Source organism: Empedobacter sp. GD03797 (genome assembly GCF_029842105.1).
In the GTDB taxonomy this organism is placed as follows: Bacteria; Bacteroidota; Bacteroidia; order Flavobacteriales; family Weeksellaceae; genus Empedobacter; species Empedobacter falsenii_C.
On record NZ_JAOCFS010000009.1, the window covers coordinates 38331 to 57735 of the forward strand.

General features: G+C 33.4%; 18 protein-coding genes and 1 pseudogene. 8 read left to right on the forward strand and 11 right to left on the reverse strand.

Annotation, left to right across the window (positions count from 1 at the left end; genetic code table 11):
* Positions 1-2 precede the first annotated feature (2 nt).
* A complete protein-coding gene (locus N5D90_RS08305; RefSeq protein ID WP_260136336.1) occupies positions 3-1235 on the forward strand; it encodes an McrC family protein in 1233 nt (410 codons plus the stop codon).
* 40 nt (positions 1236-1275) lie between these two features.
* Here N5D90_RS08305 and N5D90_RS08310 read toward each other — a convergent pair whose 3' ends face one another.
* From N5D90_RS08310 to N5D90_RS08325, 4 genes are all read right to left on the reverse strand, one after another.
* Positions 1276-1557 (reverse strand): helix-turn-helix domain-containing protein, encoded by a 282-nt coding sequence (locus N5D90_RS08310; RefSeq protein ID WP_347881112.1) that lies wholly within the window; start codon positions 1555-1557, stop codon positions 1276-1278.
* A complete protein-coding gene (locus N5D90_RS17110) occupies positions 1554-1898 on the reverse strand; it encodes a helix-turn-helix domain-containing protein (RefSeq protein WP_317167696.1) in 345 nt (114 codons plus the stop codon). The genes N5D90_RS08310 and N5D90_RS17110 overlap by 4 nt, the downstream gene beginning before the upstream one ends.
* 52 nt (positions 1899-1950) lie before the next feature.
* Complete coding sequence (locus tag N5D90_RS08320; protein WP_059333860.1) at positions 1951-2334, reverse strand: hypothetical protein; 384 nt, start codon at positions 2332-2334, stop codon at positions 1951-1953.
* Between the two features lie 505 nt (positions 2335-2839).
* Positions 2840-3334 carry a DUF3408 domain-containing protein gene (locus N5D90_RS08325; RefSeq protein ID WP_099366022.1) on the reverse strand — a complete coding sequence of 165 codons (495 nt, stop codon included), beginning with the start codon at positions 3332-3334 and terminating at the stop codon, positions 2840-2842.
* Positions 3335-3877: 543 nt separating this feature from the next.
* Between N5D90_RS08325 and mobA the strand changes: the two genes are divergently transcribed.
* The 4 genes and pseudogenes from mobA to N5D90_RS08345 all read left to right on the forward strand — a co-directional run bounded on the left by mobA (position 3878) and on the right by N5D90_RS08345 (position 8496).
* A complete protein-coding gene (gene mobA / locus N5D90_RS08330) occupies positions 3878-4312 on the forward strand; it encodes a conjugal transfer protein MobA (protein ID WP_280062149.1) in 435 nt (144 codons plus the stop codon).
* 4 nt (positions 4313-4316) lie between these two features.
* A pseudogene (gene mobB, locus N5D90_RS08335) lies at positions 4317-5575 on the forward strand (conjugal transfer protein MobB).
* 168 nt (positions 5576-5743) lie between these two features.
* A complete protein-coding gene (locus tag N5D90_RS08340; protein WP_002984843.1) occupies positions 5744-7294 on the forward strand; it encodes a type I restriction-modification system subunit M in 1551 nt (516 codons plus the stop codon).
* A 47-nt stretch (positions 7295-7341) separates the two neighbouring features.
* Complete coding sequence (locus N5D90_RS08345) at positions 7342-8496, forward strand: restriction endonuclease subunit S (RefSeq protein WP_280062150.1); 1155 nt, start codon at positions 7342-7344, stop codon at positions 8494-8496.
* Here N5D90_RS08345 and N5D90_RS08350 read toward each other — a convergent pair.
* Positions 8489-9079, reverse strand: coding sequence for a restriction endonuclease subunit S (locus tag N5D90_RS08350; protein ID WP_280062151.1), 591 nt, complete (start codon positions 9077-9079; stop codon positions 8489-8491). The genes N5D90_RS08345 and N5D90_RS08350 overlap by 8 nt on opposite strands.
* 124 nt (positions 9080-9203) lie before the next feature.
* Between N5D90_RS08350 and N5D90_RS08355 the strand changes: the two genes are divergently transcribed.
* Positions 9204-9698 carry a restriction endonuclease subunit S gene (locus N5D90_RS08355; protein ID WP_260136724.1) on the forward strand — a complete coding sequence of 165 codons (495 nt, stop codon included), beginning with the start codon at positions 9204-9206 and terminating at the stop codon, positions 9696-9698.
* On the opposite strand, the gene N5D90_RS08360 is transcribed toward N5D90_RS08355, so the two are convergent.
* Positions 9691-10800: a restriction endonuclease subunit S gene (locus tag N5D90_RS08360; RefSeq protein WP_280062152.1), complete on the reverse strand. Its 1110-nt coding sequence runs from the start codon at positions 10798-10800 to the stop codon at positions 9691-9693. The two genes, N5D90_RS08355 and N5D90_RS08360, sit on opposite strands and share 8 nt — an antisense overlap.
* A gap of 84 nt (positions 10801-10884) precedes the next feature.
* On the opposite strand from N5D90_RS08360, the gene N5D90_RS08365 reads away from it, so the two are divergent.
* Both N5D90_RS08365 and N5D90_RS08370 read left to right on the forward strand, forming a co-directional pair.
* On the forward strand, positions 10885-11811 hold the full coding sequence (locus tag N5D90_RS08365) for a site-specific integrase (protein ID WP_078795224.1): 927 nt from the start codon (positions 10885-10887) through the stop codon (positions 11809-11811).
* A gap of 90 nt (positions 11812-11901) precedes the next feature.
* A complete protein-coding gene (locus N5D90_RS08370) occupies positions 11902-14769 on the forward strand; it encodes a type I restriction endonuclease subunit R (RefSeq protein ID WP_280062153.1) in 2868 nt (955 codons plus the stop codon).
* 284 nt (positions 14770-15053) lie between these two features.
* Here the strand turns inward: N5D90_RS08370 and N5D90_RS08375 are convergent, their stop codons facing one another.
* From N5D90_RS08375 to N5D90_RS08395, 5 genes are all read right to left on the reverse strand, one after another.
* Positions 15054-15866 (reverse strand): purine-nucleoside phosphorylase, encoded by an 813-nt coding sequence (locus N5D90_RS08375; protein WP_038336092.1) that lies wholly within the window; start codon positions 15864-15866, stop codon positions 15054-15056.
* Positions 15850-16890, reverse strand: coding sequence for a tetraacyldisaccharide 4'-kinase (gene lpxK / locus N5D90_RS08380; protein ID WP_280062154.1), 1041 nt, complete (start codon positions 16888-16890; stop codon positions 15850-15852). Before lpxK ends, N5D90_RS08375 begins: the two co-directional genes overlap by 17 nt.
* A gap of 121 nt (positions 16891-17011) precedes the next feature.
* Positions 17012-17629 (reverse strand): DUF4230 domain-containing protein, encoded by a 618-nt coding sequence (locus N5D90_RS08385; RefSeq protein WP_052217853.1) that lies wholly within the window; start codon positions 17627-17629, stop codon positions 17012-17014.
* Positions 17622-18173 (reverse strand): thioredoxin family protein, encoded by a 552-nt coding sequence (locus N5D90_RS08390; RefSeq protein ID WP_280062155.1) that lies wholly within the window; start codon positions 18171-18173, stop codon positions 17622-17624. The genes N5D90_RS08385 and N5D90_RS08390 overlap by 8 nt, the downstream gene beginning before the upstream one ends.
* Before the next feature lie 35 nt (positions 18174-18208).
* Positions 18209-19366, reverse strand: a complete 1158-nt coding sequence (locus tag N5D90_RS08395) for a M14 family zinc carboxypeptidase (protein WP_280062156.1) — start codon at positions 19364-19366, stop codon at positions 18209-18211.
* Positions 19367-19405 lie beyond the last annotated feature (39 nt).

Below are 19405 nucleotides of genomic sequence, written 5' to 3' on the forward strand. Positions count from 1 at the left end.
TGATGCAAAACAAAAAGTTTATACAAGTTTTTGAGTATCAAAAATTGCGATACGATGATTCGGGATATTTCCGAAAGCATCATTTTGATGCAATGGTAAAATTCAACGAACTGCATCAAAACAAATATTTCACGATTATTCACCAAGGAATCCGATTTGGGAGTTATGTTGGTGTCATTCAAATTGGTGGATTGACGATTGAGATTCTTCCGAAAGCCGATAATAACGAAAATGCAGACAAAAATTTATGGCAAAATGTGTTGCTCAATATGCTGAAAATCTGCAAGAAAATTCAGGTTGAATCTATTTCAGAAACGCAACTCAAAAAACGCTATCATTCAATTTTAGATGTTTATTTTGAGCTATATCTGAATGAAATTGAACGATTGGTAAAAAAAGGATTGATAAAGAAATACCGAAAAAAACAATCCAATCAAAATGCACTAAAAGGCAAATTGCTTTTTGCTCAAAACATTCAACAAAATGTTGTGCATAAAGAGCATTTTTATTGTGAACATCAGGTTTACGATAAAAACCATTTGTTACATCAGATTCTTTATAAAGGTTTATTGGTTTTGAAAGCTTTTGTCAATGATTCTTTGAAAGACAAATTAAACCGATTGCTATTTGAATTTCAAGATATTGAAAATATCAATATTCAGAAAAAACATTTCGATAAAATCATTATTGATCGAAAAAACAACGACTATCAAAAAGCGATTAATATTGCAAAAATTATCATTCTGAATTATTCACCAAGATTAAATTACGGAAACGAGAATTTGCTCACTCTTTTGTTCGATATGAATGCTTTGTGGGAAGAATATATTTTCCGTATTCTTCAAAAACACAAAACCGAAGAAATCGAAGTATCGTTTCAAAATTCCGATAAGTTTTGGGAGAACAAACGTATTCGTCCAGACATTGTATTGAAAACCAAAGACGAAACTTTTGTCATTGATACCAAATGGAAAATAATTGAAGTAAACAATCCGTCAGACGATGATTTAAAGCAAATGTTTGTTTATAATCTGCATTGGAAAGCTGAAAAAACATTATTACTTTATCCTAAAACTAATCAAATTGACAGCAATTTCGGAACATTTCATTATGACAATTTAGGCAAGAAATGTAAACTCGGTTTTGTGGATGTCACAAATGAGAATGAGAGATCAATCCAAAATAGTCGATTTATAGTAAATGAAATTTTAAAAAAACTAGAATCCTATTTATAAAAATAATCAGACAAGATATAAAACACTCCTAAACATTCGGCTAATGCTGATAGTTATTTTCCAACACCTTGATAATATCGCTTTCACGAAACAAGATTTTTCGTTCGAGCTTGATAAAAGGTATCAGTCCGTCATCTCTGTACTGTTGCAACGTCCGTTTGCTGATATGCAACATCTCGCAAACCTGTTCGCCTGATAGGTAGATTTCCCCTTTTAAGAGTGGATGAAAATATTCCCTGATATACAGCAGTTCATTTTTGATGCCTACCACAGCTTCGAGCAGTGCAAGCATATCTTCGTTTGAATCTCCAATCTGTTTCATTTCTTCTGCTTTTTTAATGGTCGCTCTCCCTGCATCAGTAATTCCACTTCGGATAATCTGAAATACGTCTTCCGATTGATTTGCGTTGCCCCAAGAATGCCTTTTGCCCTGTACGTCTGCAATGTTCGTTTGCTGATGTTCAGCAGTTGGCAGGCTTCCTGCTGGTCGAGCCATTTCGTTGCCTGTTGCAATGCCTTGTAGGGTGCGGTCATTTCCTTAATCAATAAAGAAACTTCCTTAACTTCCCTGTTCAATGCTTTTAAAATCTGAATGTCTAAAACTGTTATTTCCATATCTGCATCATTTAAACCTCGAAAATAAAAGCTATTTACATAGGTCATCCTAATGTTGCATCTGATGGCGGTATTTGGCGTACAGTTGCCAAATGCGGTATTAAAATCCCAGTTTTGGTTTATTGTTTTTCGGGCGAGCCTGTTGTGTTTTGACTGTATTGTCCATTCTCAAGGCAGGCTTTTTGTTAGGCTGTACAGTCTGGCTTTTTTCATCGTTTTTGAAATCCGAACGCATAACCGTTTTTGTAGCACCAATTACGCTTTCGGGCTGGGCAGGCTGTTTTGGCTGTTCGGCACGTCTGCCACCGAACAGCCTGTTCCAATTTATTAAGCCTTTTGTTTCCCTGAACTGGCGTTTAAAATTGGCTATGAAATTGGAAATCGGGTCGCCCTGCTTATCAACCTGCATCAAAGGGCTACGCTCTTCTTCCTTGATTTGTACTTTCTCTTTCCGCTCCTTGTCGGTTGTTGCTTTTTGTGCCATAGTTTCAAAATTTCCCCCAATATAGAACACAAGGGAATGTATTTTTTCCTTTGGCTTTATGTGGCAGTATTTGGCTCGTATTGGCACAATGTAAATGGAAAGCAATCCTCAAAACACTTTAAATTTTCCTCGCAAAGCCCCTTCACATTTAAAAAGTTTTGTACGGATAAGGGAAAGCATACCAAAAACACCCCATCGTTAGCCCACACGTGTTTTTTGTACCCTTTCATTATATTAGAATGGGATTAAAAAAAGAACAAAAGGTAGCAAAGATAAGGCGGACACCCACCGCACCGCCCAACCAAAAGACTACGGCATAATGGCAGGGCAGATAAGGTGGCTTCGCCGAGTTTTTTTGTTGCCCTGCCACCCTTCGGGACTTATTCCGTTTCCTTTTGGTTTTTCCACCTGTCCGCCTTGTTTGAATGGCTTTCTTTTTTTTCTGTTTTTTTGTTTTGGAAAATAATTTTAGGAGAGAGAACGTACCACCCACCACGTATATTTATTAGAATAACGGTTTGTGTTTCTCGTTGTAGATTTCCCTAATCAATTCACCAAACTCCTGAAAGTGGTATTCGATAATATTGTCCAGATACGCATAAATCGTCAGTTTGTCGATGCCCATAATATTGGTGAGCCTGTTAAATGTTTCGTGGTGTTCCTGCCGTACATAGACCGATTTCCCCCTGCTTGCTGTACTGTTCGGAATTTTAAAGAACTGTCCGTAGTAATCCTCTTTGGTCAGCTTCTTTGGCTTATAAATCATCTTTTTTGTATTACTCGCAGGTATTTTTGTATGTTGCGTTTCAGTTTCCGAAGGTTCTTCGCCTGCCATTACACGCATAATAGCTTCCTCATCTACTTCGGGTTTGGCAAAGTCTTCCCGATGTGTTACTACCTGTTGTTCCGTGAATGGTTGCTTCTTTTCATCAGTTAGGAAATTTTCAATAGAAAAATCCTCTTTTTCGGGTTGCTGATTTTTGTTTTCTTCGTGTACCATATCTCTTGTTTTTAATATTATATCCAATTAGCTGTTTGGTTAACTAAGCAATCAGCTGTACATACTGTTGCATCTATCTACCTATCTACCTAAGCACCTGCATACCCCTAATTGGTTAGTTCATTAACTCAAAAATCTGTAATTCGTCTGCATTCAATCACGCAGATTTGCTGTCAGGATTTATGCTGATTGGTTACATAGTTAAGGATATAAACAATCAGCCAGCTAACCATATACAAAGAAAGCAAAAGCAGTCCCAGTCTATGTTGATATGGCACTCAAAGGTAGCATTTGGCGTTCATTGTCGTTATGGTAAATAGCTGTTATTCAAATAGTCTTGCCGAAATTTGTAATCGGTAGCGATGGGTTTTTCCTGCTAACTCCAATCCGTTTGCAAAACGGATTTTCTGAACCCTTGTTCAGAGCAAGTTATCTCTTGAGGTCCTCGAAATGAATTTCGGTACCTCAAAAGCACTTGCCCTTGCAGGGGGCTGGAAACGGCTCCGAAGTCGCACGTTTATTAAAAATTAAAAATGGATTATTATGGAAGAGAAAAACAGAAAACAAATTAGGAAAACAGGAAGGAAACCAAAGACTGACCCTGCCGTAAATCGGTATTCCATTAACCTGAATGCAGAGGACAATGCCAAGTTTCTTGCCCTTTTTGACCAATCAGAAATGAAAGTAATCGCTCATTTTATTACAGCTTGCATCTTTCAAAAGACGGTAAAGACTGTCAAAATTAATATGGATGCAGTAGAATATCACGAAAAGTTGACCCGATTTTTTAGCCAATTTAGAGCAATCGGAACAAATTATAATCAGATTGTGAAGATATTGTACCGCAATTTTTCAGAGAAAAAAGCAGGAACGTACCTTTTTAAATTGGAAAAAGAAACCATAGAATTGGTAAAAGTCACTAAGGAAGTCATCCGTTTAACACAAGAATTTGAAGAGAAGTATCTGAAAAAAGAATAAAAATATGATTGCAAAAATCGGAAAAGGAAGCAATATGTACGGAGCTATTTTGTACAATCAGCAAAAAGTTAACACGGAAAATGGAGCGGTTTTATTGCTGAACAAAATACCCGACACAATGGACGGTAAGTATTCCGTAGCATATTTCAATAAGTGTTTTGAGCCTTATCTGTCTGCCAATATAAAAACAGAAAAGACGGTACGGCATATTTCGCTGAATCCAGATCCTTCAGATAAAGTCAGCGATGAGCAGTTTATGCAAATGGCACAGGAGTATATGGAACGTATGGGATATGGCAATCAACCTTACATCGTTTTCAAGCATACGGATATTGACAGAACGCATATACACATCGTTTCAACTTGCGTGGGCATTGACGGTAAAAAAATCCCCGATGATTACGACCATCCACGCTCAATGGCAATCTGTCGGGATTTGGAACAGAAATACAATCTGAACAAAGCCACTGAGCAGGAGCATAAACAAGCCAATAAAGTTTTCAGGCCTGTAAATCATAAAAATGGCGATATTAAAAGTCAGATTGCTTCGGTAGTAAGGTATTTGCCTAATTATTATAGCTTTTCTACTATGGGTAGTTACAATGCTTTACTATCACTTTTCAATATCACTGCGGAGGAAGTCAAGGGCGAGCGGAACGGACAACCTGTAAACGGGTTGGTGTATGTGGAATTGGACGAGAACGGAAATAAGGCAAGTAATCCGTTCAAGGCATCGCTTTTCGGGAAAGATGCAGGCGTTGCACAACTGCAAAAACACTTTGAGCAGTCCAAAGAGAAAATGAAAACCACGCCTGTAAGGTCTGTTCTGAAAAATACGGTGGAGCTTGCCATACATACCACAAGCAACGAAACAGATTTTAAAAAGCAGTTGACCGAGCAGGGTATTAATACAGTTGTAAGACGTAATAATGAAGGACGGATTTACGGAATGACCTTTATTGACCACGAAAGCCGTAGTGTTTGGAATGGTTCGGCTTTAGATAGAAACTTGTCGGCAAACGTATTCAATGATTGGTTTAATAACAGAAACAAACCGAATTGAAGATACAGGACAGCCCTGTTTCCAAAGCAAATGAAATAGACAACCTACCGACAAAAGACCTTTTTGAGTTTCTTTCAAATGAGAATTTGTCTAATTCTCATTTGGGATTGTTCAGCTTGTTGCCCGATGCACAGGGTGAGGATTACGAGGAAGAACAGTTTGCTAACCAAATGAAGAAAAAGAAAGGTAGAAAGTTATAACAGATGACATCATTGTCAATAAATAAATTTTAAAAAAATTCTAAAGCAAGTTTACCAATTTAGATATCCATCATTTTTATAGCAAGTATAATGTTTAGAATCTAAAAGTTTACTATTTTAGTAGATTCTTAAGGATTAAAAATCCCTAATCAAATAACGCTTATTTCAATGTCAGAAGAACAGAAGAAAATATTAGAGCAACAGCTCTGGAATATAGCCAATACGTTACGTGGAAAAATGAATGCAGATGAATTCCGAGATTATATTTTGGGATTTATTTTTTATAAATATTTGGCTGAAAAAATGGAAATCTATGCGAATTCCATTTTGGAAGAAGACCAAATTCAATTCAGAGATATCAAAGAAGATACGCCCAAAGGTTTAGAATATATTGAAGCTATTCGGGAAGAAGCTCTGGAAACATTGGGTTATTTTTTAAAGCCTTCTGAACTATTTAGTGAAATTACCAAAAGAGGTGATAACAATTTTATTCTTGAAGATTTACAAAAAATCCTGACCAATATCCAGCTCAGTACAATGGGTACACAAAGTGAAGAAGACTTTGAGGACTTGTTCTCTGATATGGATTTGAATAGTAATAATCTGGGGAGAACGGCTGATGCTAGAAATACACTTATCGTAAAAGTTTTGAAGCATCTCGATGAAATTGACTTCAAATTGAATGATACAGAATTAGATGTTTTAGGTGATGCCTATGAATATTTGATTGGTCAGTTTGCCAGCGGTGCAGGAAAAAAAGCTGGGGAGTTTTATACCCCTCAAGAAGTTTCTAAGATTCTTGCAAAGATTGTTACAACTGGAAAAAACCGTTTAAAATCGGTATATGACCCAACTTGTGGTTCAGGATCATTATTATTACGTGTGGCAAGAGAAGTAAAGGATGTAAATAATTTCTACGGACAAGAAATGAACCGCACAACGTACAATCTTGCCAGAATGAATATGATATTACATGGAGTGCATTATCGTCAGTTTGATATTAAACAGGAAGACACACTAGAACATCCACAGCATTTGAACGATATGCCATTTGAAGCGATTGTCGCAAATCCTCCTTTTTCAGCGAAATGGAGTGCCAATCCATTATTTTTAAATGATGACCGTTTTAGCCAATATGGAAAATTAGCACCATCAAGCAAGGCTGACTTTGCATTTGTGCAACACATGATTTATCATTTGGCAGAGAATGGAACAATGGCTATTGTTCTTCCACATGGTGTGTTGTTCCGTGGAGCAGCAGAATTACACATCCGTAAATACCTGATTGAACAGAAAAATTATTTGGATGCAGTCATCGGCTTGCCTGCCAATATTTTCTACGGTACAAGTATCCCGACCTGTATTCTGGTATTTAAAAAGTGTAAGGAAGATCCTGACCATATCTTATTTATTGATGCCAGCAAAGAATTTGAAAAGGTAAAGAACCAAAATATGTTGCGAGAAGAACATATCGATAAGATTGTAGAAACCTACCGTAACAGAACGACTATTGAAAAATACAGCCACTTAGCTACTTTAAAAGAGGTTGAAGAGAATGACTATAACCTCAATATTCCTCGCTACGTAGATACGTTTGAAGCCGAAGAAGAAATCGATATCCAAGCCGTAATGCAGGAAATCAAATCTTTAGAAGCGAAACGAGCGGAACTGGACAAAGAGATTGATGTGTACTTCAAGGAATTGGGACTTGTTTTTTAATTTTTTATATCCTTAATGTTTTTACTAACGAAAATTGAATCATCGAGATGATAAATAAAAAATTAAAAGTAGGAAACGTTCCTAATTTGAGATTTCCTGAATTTACTGAAGAGTGGGAAACTAAGAAGTTGGGAGAGATTTCTTCTGTTTCTTCGGGAGGAACCCCAAGTAGAGCAAATCCATTATATTGGGATGGAGATATCCCTTGGATATCAACTACATTAATTGATTTTAATCTTATTGAAAAATCTGAAGAATATATTACACAAGAAGGTCTTGAAAATTCATCTGCAAAACTATTTCCAATAGGAACTTTGTTGATGGCAATGTATGGACAGGGTAAAACGAGAGGGAAGGTTGCAATATTAAATATTGAAGCAACAACAAATCAAGCCTGTGGAGCAATAATAACTAATGAAGAAGTTCTTAATTCTTTTTTTGCTTTTCAAAACTTAGTAAAAAGATATGATGAAATAAGAGATTTAAGTAACCAAGGTAGTCAAGAAAATCTAAGTGGAGGAATCATTAAGGGAATAAAAATTACTTTTCCTAAGTTGTCCGAACAAATCAAAATCACTTCTTTCTTATCGCTAATCGATGAAAGAATCCAAACCCAAAACAAAATAATTGAGGAGCTGAAGTTATTAAAGAATACGATTCGCTATCAGCTATATGAACAAATTCTTAATCAAGAAAATGAATATATTCAAATTAAGGACACTTTAAATTACGAACAGCCCACTAAATATTTAGTTACAAATACTGATTATTCCCCTGATTCTTCCTTGAATCCAGTTTTGACAGCGAACAAAGCTTTTATATTAGGATATACAGATGAATTGTTCGGGGTTTACAATAAAGGTAACTGTATTATTTTCGATGATTTCACAATGGATATGAAGTTTGTTGATTTTCCATTCAAAGTAAAATCTTCAGCAATTAAAATACTGACGGCTAAACCAAATGTGAACCTAAAATTTATATTTGAATATTTGTCATTTTTAAATCTATCGTCAAATGAACACAAACGGCATTACATTTCCGAAATTGAGCCTATGAAAATTCAATTGCCAAATTATATTCAACAGAAACATGTTGCAGATTTTCTATCAAGTATTGATGATAAAGTAAAAACTGAATTTGAAATTCATATGCTATTAATTAAGCAGAAACAATATCTTCTAGCAAATTTATTCATATAAACAAATTTGCTAAAAAGTATGTCTTTTGTCTCTCTAACTTCTGTAAGATATTGGTTTCAATCTCAATTTTTCCATCGATAGATAATAAGAAGCTAGCTATTTTATGTTGCTCTTCAATTGTCGGAAAATCTATTTTAATTCCTAATAATGTAGTCTCATGTATCCGTTTGCTTCCAGAACCTGCTGCCAAATCTTCTAATCTTTTGTAAAAATCTACTCTGCCTAAAAAATAGATTAGATATGCCGTGTTAATTTTTGAGTGTTTAATATCCAAAGCAGGTACGTCTCCAGAAGATAAAAATCCATCAAATTCATCAGGAATAATACCAAAAGCTCCGTTAAAAAGATTTTGCTTTCCGTAAATAAATTGTCCTTTCTTTCTAATGAAATAATTTGTTGCACCTAATGATAAAGTATTTGTATTATCATTTTGAGAAACACCTTTTAAATGAAGTTTTACAGTAAGTAATCTACTTTTGTCAATATTCTTTGATTTTATTTTTTCTGGAACAGACATAACTTCTGCTAATTCTTTCGAGACCCATTCAGGAAAATTATTGCCATTTTTATCTTTAAATTTCAATTGACCAGAGATTATTTTCTTACTAAGCGTATTCACATAGGAAATAAAATCCTTAATTAAAGGGCTAAGTGAAAAGCTATTTTCGCAAGAAATCAGATTTAAGGAATTTACAGACAAATGGGAATTGAAGAAATTAGGAGACATATCAACCATAACAACTGGTTCTTCTAATAGAGAAGATTCTATGTTAAATGGAGAATATACGTTTTTTGACAGGTCACAAGATATTAGAACAAGTAGTAGATTTTTGTTTGATAAAGAAGCAGTAATTGTTCCAGGAGAAGGGCAAGAATTTATCCCTAAATATTTTATAGGAAAATTTGATCTTCATCAACGAACATATGCGATTTTTGATTTCAGTGGAATATATGGAAAATATTTATATTACCATTTACTTAATGATGATAAATATTTACAATCACAAGCAGTTGGTTCTACTGTAAAATCATTACGATTGCCAATGCTTCAATCTATGCCTATCAAATCTCCTTGTTTAGATGAGCAAACTACCATTGCCAATTTTCTTTCTGTTATTGAAACAAAAATTCAAACAGAAAAAAATATTTTAGATAAATACCATTCTCAAAAACAATATTTGTTACAGAACCTATTTATATAAACAAGTTCTGTAAAAGGTTCTTTTTTTGTATCTCATATTTTTTTAATAACGTCTTTTCAAGATTTATTTTCTCATCAAGTGATGATAGTAATTTCTCAATATTACCTTGTTCATCAAGTGATGGGCAAAAAATTAATGATTCTCCATAATCCTTGAAATAGATATGTGGAATCCCAGAGCCAACTTTGTATTTCTCAAAGTTGAAGAATTTTAAACAGAAAAAAATATACTTCAAATTAACATCTGGTTTTACAGTTAGATAGTTCAAAGTACCAATAACCGAAAACTTATCTGATGCGTATTGAACCTTTCCAACTCCAGAACCATCTTTTATTATTAAAATCGCATCTTCATTAATTTGAGAATTTTCCGTAAATGCAATAACACCTGTAGCTCCATAAATTGGGTAAATTCCATTTTTATCAATTACATCGGATTCTGTTAATGATGATGAATGGCAAGAAACACAATTATTTATTTTCTTATTTGGTACTTGATTTAGAATTAGTTTCTGACAAAGCCCTTTAATTAAGGTTTCTAATTGTTCAATTATTTTGTTTTGGGTTTGGATTCGAGAATCTATTAAGGATAGAAATGATGCAATTTTAGTTTGCTCATTGAGCGATGGAAAGTACAGAGTTACAGAAGCTAATATTTCTTGACCAATATTATATCTTGTACTTCCTCCCGATTTTGATGTTATTTGATTTCTTACTAAATCAGTTTTTAATGATTTATTCAAAAAAATAGGTTCATATTCTCCATTTTTTTTACCTCTAATTACAAATCCTCCAAATGTTGCAGTTTTGTCTTTATCTAAGTATACACTTGTGGTTCCCACTTCCTCTCGTGTCTCAGAACTTCGTTGAAACAGAATATCTCCGTAGTTCACTGGGAATTTATCAATGATTTCTTCATTGACATTTACACTCCCAATAATTTTATCGTGTGTTATAAACTCGTTATTGAGAATGTCCAATACGTTTATGAACTTGTATCCACTACCATATTGTTCTTTTGTAGCGTTAATACCATTCTTAAATTCCAAAATCTCTCCCAACTTCTTAGTTTCCCACTCCTCCGCAAATTCAGGAAATCTCAAATTAGGAACCTTAGTTCCAAATCTATCTGGGGGATAAAGTGTCCTTAATTGCTTTCCTTTGAGATTTTAAAAAATTAAATTATAATGAATGAACAAAAACAACTCTCAGAAGTTATCGATCTATGGAAAATAGACAAAAAACAGTATGTAAAAAAGTCAAGTTTCTCAGCTTATACGCTATTGATTGAAAATCATCTACTGCCTAATTTCGGCAACAAAATTGCGATTGAGGAAGCTGATGTTCAAAGCTTTGTTTTTCAAAAATTGGAAACGGGTTTAAGTCATAAAACAATTAAGGATATTTTAATTGTTCTGAAAATGATTTTGAAATTTGGAGCTAAAAACAAATGGTTACAGTATACCCCTTTTGATATTCAGTTTCCTACTGAACGAGAAAAGCACAATATTGAAGTGCTTACCAAGACTGATCAGAAAAAAATAATGAACTATATACAAGAGCATTTTACATTTAGGAATTTAGGTGTATATATATGTTTAAGTGCAGGAATGCGTATTGGGGAAGTATGTGCCTTAACTTGGGAAGATATTGATACAGATAACGGAATTATCAGTGTTAACAGAACTATCCAGCGTATTTATGTGATAGAGGATGGAACTCGTAGAACGGAATTGATTCTGGATACCCCTAAAACTAAAAATTCTATTCGTGAAATTCCGATAAGTAAGGATTTATTAAGAATATTGAAACCATTTAAAAAGATTGTGAATCCTTTATTTTTTGTATTGACAAACGATGCTAAACCAACTGAACCCAGAACCTACAGAAGCTATTACAAAAATTTAATGAAAGAATTAAAAATGCCTGAACTTAAATTTCACGGGTTAAGACATAGTTTCGCAACCCGATGTATTGAAAGTAATTGCGATTATAAAACGGTAAGTGTACTATTAGGGCATTCCAACATCAGCACTACGTTAAATCTTTATGTACATCCTAATATGGAACAAAAGAAGAAAGCTATTGAGCAGATGTTTAAGGCTCTTAGATAAGTTTTAGATTATGGATTAGGAGAACATTATATTTTGTTAAATTTGTACATAGGTAAAAAAAATAAGATAAACTCCTAATTCATAATTATTTTGAGCAAACAGTCCGAACAAATTCTAGAAGAGCAACTCATTGACCAATTACAGAAATTGGGATATAAATACGCTTTTATTGTTGATGAAAAAGCTTTACTGGCAAACCTGAAAATACAATTAGAAAAGCATAATCATATACAATTTAGCGATAGTGAATTTGAAAAAGTATTGAATATACTTAATAAAGGTTCTGTATTCGAAAAAGCCAAAGTATTGCGTGAAAAAAAACATCACATTATTCGGGATAATGGTGATAACCTGTATTTTGAATTTCTCAATGTAGAACATTGGTGTCAGAACGAATATCAGGTAACCAATCAAATTACACAAGAAGGGAAATATGAAAATCGTTATGATGTTACCTTACTGGTGAATGGATTGCCTTTAGTGCAAATCGAGCTGAAACGAAGAGGTTTGGAAATGAAAGAAGCATTCAACCAAATCAACCGTTATCAAAAACATAGCTTTGGTGCTGGAAAGGGTTTGTTTCATTTTGTACAATTATTCGTTATAAGTAACGGTGTAAATACCAAATATTTCAGTAATTTTGGAACACATAAGCAGGAATATCTTCAGACGTTTCATTGGACAGACGAACAAAATAATCCATTAAATAATATTTTAAACGGCTTTACCGATTCTTTTTTAGAACCTTGTCATATCAGTAAAATGATCTGTAAGTATATCGTTCTGAATGAAACTGATAAACGTCTGATGGTACTTCGTCCATATCAGTATTATGCGGTAGAAAGTATTATCAAAAAGGTAAAAGAAAACGAAATTCTGAATGGCTATAACATCGAAAAAAATGGTTACATCTGGCATACAACTGGAAGTGGAAAAACCTTAACCAGCTTCAAAGCCAGTCAGATTCTATCCAAAATTCCAGCTATCAAAAAAGTGGTTTTTGTGGTAGATAGAAAAGATTTGGATTATCAAACCAACCAAGAGTATGATAAATTTAGTAAGGGCTCGGTAAGTTCTGCTACTAATACGGATGACCTTATTCGTAAATTAAACGACCCGAATGTTCGCATCATCGTTACCACCATTCAAAAGCTAAATAATGCAATTTCAGGTAGAAACTTATCAAAAATGAAATCCATTCAGCACGAAAGGATGGTTTTTATCTTTGATGAATGTCACCGCTCGCAATTTGGTGATACCCACAAAAACATCGTCAATTATTTTACCAATATTCAATTATTTGGCTTTACAGGTACTCCTATTTTGGCAGAGAATGCAGATGGAGAAAAAACAACTGCAAGCTTGTTTGGAAAATGCCTGCATAAATATGTAATTACAGATGCCATACGTGATGAGAATGTACTGAAATTTTCTGTAGAATACATTCAGACTTTCAAACAGAAAGAACATATCATTGATTTAAAAGTAGAGCAAATCAATGAAACTGAAGTTTTTGAAGCTCCTGAACGAAAGGAAGCCATTATAGATTACATCATTCAATACCACGATCAGAAAACGCAAAACAGGAAATTTTGTGCAATGATGTGTGTACAGGATATTGATTCGGTCATTCAATACTATGAAATTTTCAAGCGTAAAAAACAAGAGGGACAGCACGATTTAAAAATAGCTACCATTTTTAGCTTTGCTCAGAATGAAGAGGAAATGGAAGATGCTGTTTATTCCCAATTAGGAATGGTTGCTGAACCACAAGCAGTTTACGGCTACAAACCTCATCGTAGAGAATTATTAGAAACGTATGTGCAAGACTTTAATGAATTATTTGGAGAGAAACAGAACGTAAAAGATACCGAAGGATTTTACAACTATTACAATGCAGTAGCAAAGAAGTCAAAACAAAATGAGACAGATATTTTGTTGGTTGCCAATATGTTTTTGACAGGATTCGATAGTAAATATTTAAACACATTATACGTTGATAAAAATCTGAAATATCATGGATTGATACAAGCTTTTAGCCGTACCAATCGTATTCTGGATAAGAATAAAACACAGGGAAATATTGTATGTTTCCGAAACCTTAAAGACAAGACAGACGAAGCAATCGCTTTATTCAGCAATAAAGAAGCAATTGACGAAATCATAGTTGAACCCTACGAAGCGTATGTAGAAAAGTTCAACGAAGCCACACAGAAATTATTAGAAATTGTTCCAGAAGTAGTGTCTGTTGATGGCTTATATTCGGAAGAAGATCAGCTACAATTTATTTTGGCTTTCCGCGCCATGATGCGTTTGCACAAGAAAATGAGTCATTATACAGAATTTACTTGGGATGATTTACAGATGGAAGAACAGCTTTTTGCAGATTACACCAGTAAATATTTGGATTTAAAGGAAAGACTTGATCCTGCTGACCCGTCTAAAAAAGCGTCTATTCTCAATGATATAGATTTTGAACTGGAATTGATTAGACGTGATACAATCAATGTAACTTACATACTTCAGTTATTGATTAAATTCAATTCGAAACATAGTGTAAAAGACAAAGAAAGTATCGAAAAAGATATTTTCAATTTACTGAACACCGAAGTATCATTAAGAAGTAAAAGGGAATTGATTGAGAAATTTATTCAAGAAAGTTTACCCCATATTGAAGATACGGATACCATTCCTGAAGAGTTCGAAAAATTCTGGACTGTAGAGCAAGAAAAAGCACTCAAGGAGTTAGTCAAGACGGAAAATCTTTCTGAAGAAAAAACAGAAAGACTTATAGAGAACTATTTGTTTACAGAACGTGAACCTTTGCGAAAAGAAATTTTAGATTTACGAAAAGAGGGAAGACCGAGTGTATTAAAATCTAAGGAAATCGGAGATCGTATTCTAAATAAAATCATAGGATTCGTAGACACTTTTGTTAATGGGATATCAGGAAATTAATGTTTTATTCTAGTAGGTATTCATAAGAATCAAAAATATTTAAGAGTGATAAATAAAGGATAGGTTTTAATTTTCCTATCCTTCTATTTTTGTATATTTGCCTTGAGCTAACGGAAAAACGTTGAAAAGCAAAGCAGTAAGCACCGTTACCAAATCGTTACCTGACTTTTTTGATAATCTTTATAAAAGCTTAGTATTCAACCGATACAGCTTTTTCCTGAAAACTTTAAAATAAAAAAAACCAACTTTTCAGTTGGTTTTTTCTTTTATCATCAAATCAAAAATTAACAATTTTCGATTACGCTTTTTACCACGCGAATTACATTTGGCATTGCTGTGTTTGCTGCATTTAATACATCTTCGTGCGAAACATCAAATGAAATTTCTGGTCCTCCTAAATCTGTAATAATAGATAAACAGAAAACGCGCATATCCATGTGACGAGCAACAATAACTTCAGGAACTGTACTCATACCAACACAATCTCCACCAATAAAACGAACCAATCCGTATTCAGATGGCGTTTCGAAAGTTGGTCCTTGTAATCCTACATAAACTCCTTGATGAACCAAAATATCATTTGCTTTTGCAAATTCTGCCGCTTCATTCAACATCTCTCTGTCATATGCTTTTGACATATCCACAAAACGAGGTCCTAATTCGTCGATATTTTTTCCACGTAAAGGATGTTCTGGCATCATATTGATATGATCTTTTACCAAACAAATATCTCCTACACTAAAACTTGGGTTAACACCTCCAGAAGCATTCGATAAAACAACTTTCTTAATTCCTAATCCATTGAAAACACGCATTGGGAACGTTACTTCTTCCATCGAATATCCTTCGTAATAATGAAAACGACCAGCCATCATCAAAACTTTTTTACCTAAAATAGTTCCGTATACTAAATGACCTTTGTGCCCTTCTACTGTTACTTGAGGAAAGTTTGGTATATCTTTGTAGCTAATAACAACTTTATTTTCTACTTCGTCTTCTAATTTTCCTAATCCAGACCCTAACACAATTACAAATTCTGGTTGATCTGGCAATAAATTATTGATGTACTTTACAGCCTCATTAATTCTGTCCAACATACTCTAAAATAGTTTGATTAAATTTTTCTTTATCGTTAATATCGATACTAATCGGAATGTAGTATAAATCGTCTTTTATCATGGATTCTTCCATCAAACGCATATAATCTTTCTCTGTTGTCATGATAATTTTATCAAAACGCTTTCTACCTTCCGTATCTTCGTATCGTTTGTAAATATACTCAATTTCTGATTGACTAAAATTATGATGATCTGGATATTCTAAATGCAAGACATTTGCAAAATTTTCTTCCGCAAATTTTACCAAACCATCTGTTTTAGCAATTCCTGTAACCAAAATAACATTCAGATTTTTCCAAGTTGATTTTTCAACATTATCCAATTTTCCAATCAATTTGTTGTCATAAACAATTTTCGAGAAAAATAATTGCTGATGAGATCTTAACTTAATCTTTTTCGAAATTTCTTTGTGCTTTTCCTCCGAAATTCTGTCTGGACATTTTGTTACAATAATAATATCTGCACGACGAACTCCACTTCTACTCTCTCTCAAATCACCTGCTGGCAATAAAAAATCTTTGTAATATGGATTATTGTAATCTGTTAACAAAATATTGAAACCAGCTTTTATTCCACGATGTTGATACGCATCATCTAACAAAATTGCTTCTGCATTGTAATGATCAATTAATTTTTGAGCTCCAAAAGCTCTGTCTTCGCAAACTGCAATCAAAATTCTGTTCTTGAAACGTTGAAAAAACTGCATTGGTTCATCTCCAATATCATAAACTTTGGATGAATAGTTTGCAATCAAAAAACCTTTTGTTTTTCGTCCATATCCTCTACTCAATGTTGCAATTAATTTTTCGTCTTTCAACAAATCAATTAAATACATAATATGAGGTGACTTTCCCGTTCCGCCAACAGACAGGTTTCCAACATTAATAATTGGAATTTTGAATGATGATGAACGCATCATTCCTATATTGTAAAACAGATTTCGAACCGAAGTTCCAATCCAATATAAACCAGAAAATGGAAGTAAAAATCTACGCCAATTCATTTTTATTTTTAATATTAAGCGAAAATACTATTTTCAATTTTAATTCTAAAGAAAGAAACACTTCATTTCTTTATTCAGCGAAAAAAAACCTATTCTATCGGAACAGGTTTTTAATTATTTATTAATCGTATAATTTATTCAATTCGTTGGCGTAACTCGTTTTATCCTCTATCTTCCAACCGTAGGTTTTGGCAAGGAAATACAAATCGCCAAGATTTTGAATTAATTGTTGATGTGCTTCTTGTTTTAGTTTGGTTTGATCAACGGTTTTTTCTACATGCTCCACAGCACGTTTCTTAATTCCGTTCAAATCATCTTTACTAAATTTATTAAAAACACTTTGATCCATATCATAAAAACTAACATCTGGATACACTTGGATTTCAACTGGAGGAATAGATTTGATGATAATTTTTTTGTTCACCGAATCCAATTCAATATCCATTTTTTTCAAATCATACGTTGCTTGTGCTTTGGCTTTCACCAAAAGTGTCACCTTTTTATCCGCAGAAAAAATATCAGTTAAACCTGGCAACGATTTCTTTGACGTGTGATTGTATAAATCTGAATATGTTTGTTCTGCAACAATCATTTTATTCATTCGTTCGATTTGATACGCAATTACATGAGATTGTTCGGTATAACTTTCAGATTTGAATTTGTCCATGATGAAATACGTTATCATCACACCAAAAATGAAGGCTACAACGACAAGAATTATTTTCTTTAAATTATTCATTTGCATAATTTGGAGTCAATGGCGTACCATTCACAATCTGTGCCAAATCTTCTTCTAAATAGCCCGAAACTGGAGATTCTACAATTCTACCAACTTCTTCTTTTTTATTATTATATACGATAATTGTCGGAACGTGCGTCACATTTTTATTGATTTCTTCTCCGTTGAAACTTTTCTTTTGACGGTTTACACCAATCACTTTCAAACGATTTTGAGGAAATTTAATATCATCTAAAATTTTGTACAAACGCGGCAATTCACGACGAGAATCTGGACACCAAGTTCCTACAAAAACTTCCAAACGATAATTGCGTAAATCTTTTAAACCTTTCAATTTACTTTTTTCAACTTCGTATGTGTCATATTCGTGGTGATACCATTCCTTAAAATCATCTTCTTCCAACGCTTTTCTAGTGAATTCTCCTGTCAACATTTTCTTCCCATTTTCAGCTGTAATCGTACGATTCAACACTTTATTTTGAGCAAAAGTTTGTGTAGAAAATCCCAACATTGCCACAAGTGCAATTGCCAATATTTTTTTCATTGTATTTTTAGTTTATAGGTTAAATGTATAAATAATTATGAAATGATTTGACCATTTTCAACTTTAATTGAGCCAATTTCGAAAGTCGCTAATTGATTCAATAAAGGATAATTTTTAGTTGTTCCTTTATAAACTTGTTTTTCAGCATCAATTTCGAGATGACCAATAAATTTTCGTAAATCACCAATTTCAATAATTTTCGCGATTTGCACTACCGAATTATTTTCTTCGTTGTATTCATCTTCAAAATAAATTCCCAAATCAACAACAGAAGAATTTTCTCTATTTTGGATTTGAACATTATGAATCACAATATCCAAATATTTTTGTCCATTTTGAGGAATCGATAAATATTCATCAAACGAAAAATTTTCTTGCGTAGCTAAAGCATTCAATCCAGCTAAAATAGCCAATGCATTGTATTTTCTTGTTGTATTACGTTGATAATCATTCGGAAAATGTCCCGCTTCAAATAATACACAAGGATAACCCATTTTTGTGAAATTATCTCCGGTTGACATCGGATAAAACTCTGATGTATAACGACCTACATGACCAGAAATTACTTTTTGTAATTCAGTATTCATTGCTTGAATAATTCCCATCGTTTTTTCGCGAACTTCGTTTACATCTTCTTCAACATTATAAGAAGGCGCCAAAAAAGAAAGCGTTGCAGGTTTTGCTGATTGCCCAACATTGAAAATCGTACGTTGATCGTGTAAATTGAATAAGGTTTGATAATTTCCTTTCTCTACTTGATTCAACAAAACGTGAATTTCTGTTGATTCTTTTGCTAAAAAATCACGGTTAATATCAATTCCAACCGCATTTCTACGTGTATTAACATTTGCACCATCAGGATTTAGCATCGGAATAAAATCAATCGTCAATTGAGATAAAATGGTTTGAGCTAATTCAGATTTTTGTTCAAAAAAATTAATTACATCAAACATTGCACGCGTTCCAGAAGATTCGTTTCCGTGCATTTGAGACCAAATCAATAAACGTTTTTCTCCAGTTCCGAAACTTAATTTATAAATTTCGTTTCCTAAAAAAGATGTTCCAATTTGTTCTTTTTGAATTGATTTTAATGAAAAATAGTGATTTAAAGCTTCAAAATTTAACCATTTCGAATCAAAACCTTCTTGTCTGAAAGTTGAATATTCTTTCTCTAATTGATGAATATCAAACATATTTTTTACGTTATACGTTTATAAGTTCTATGTTATAAA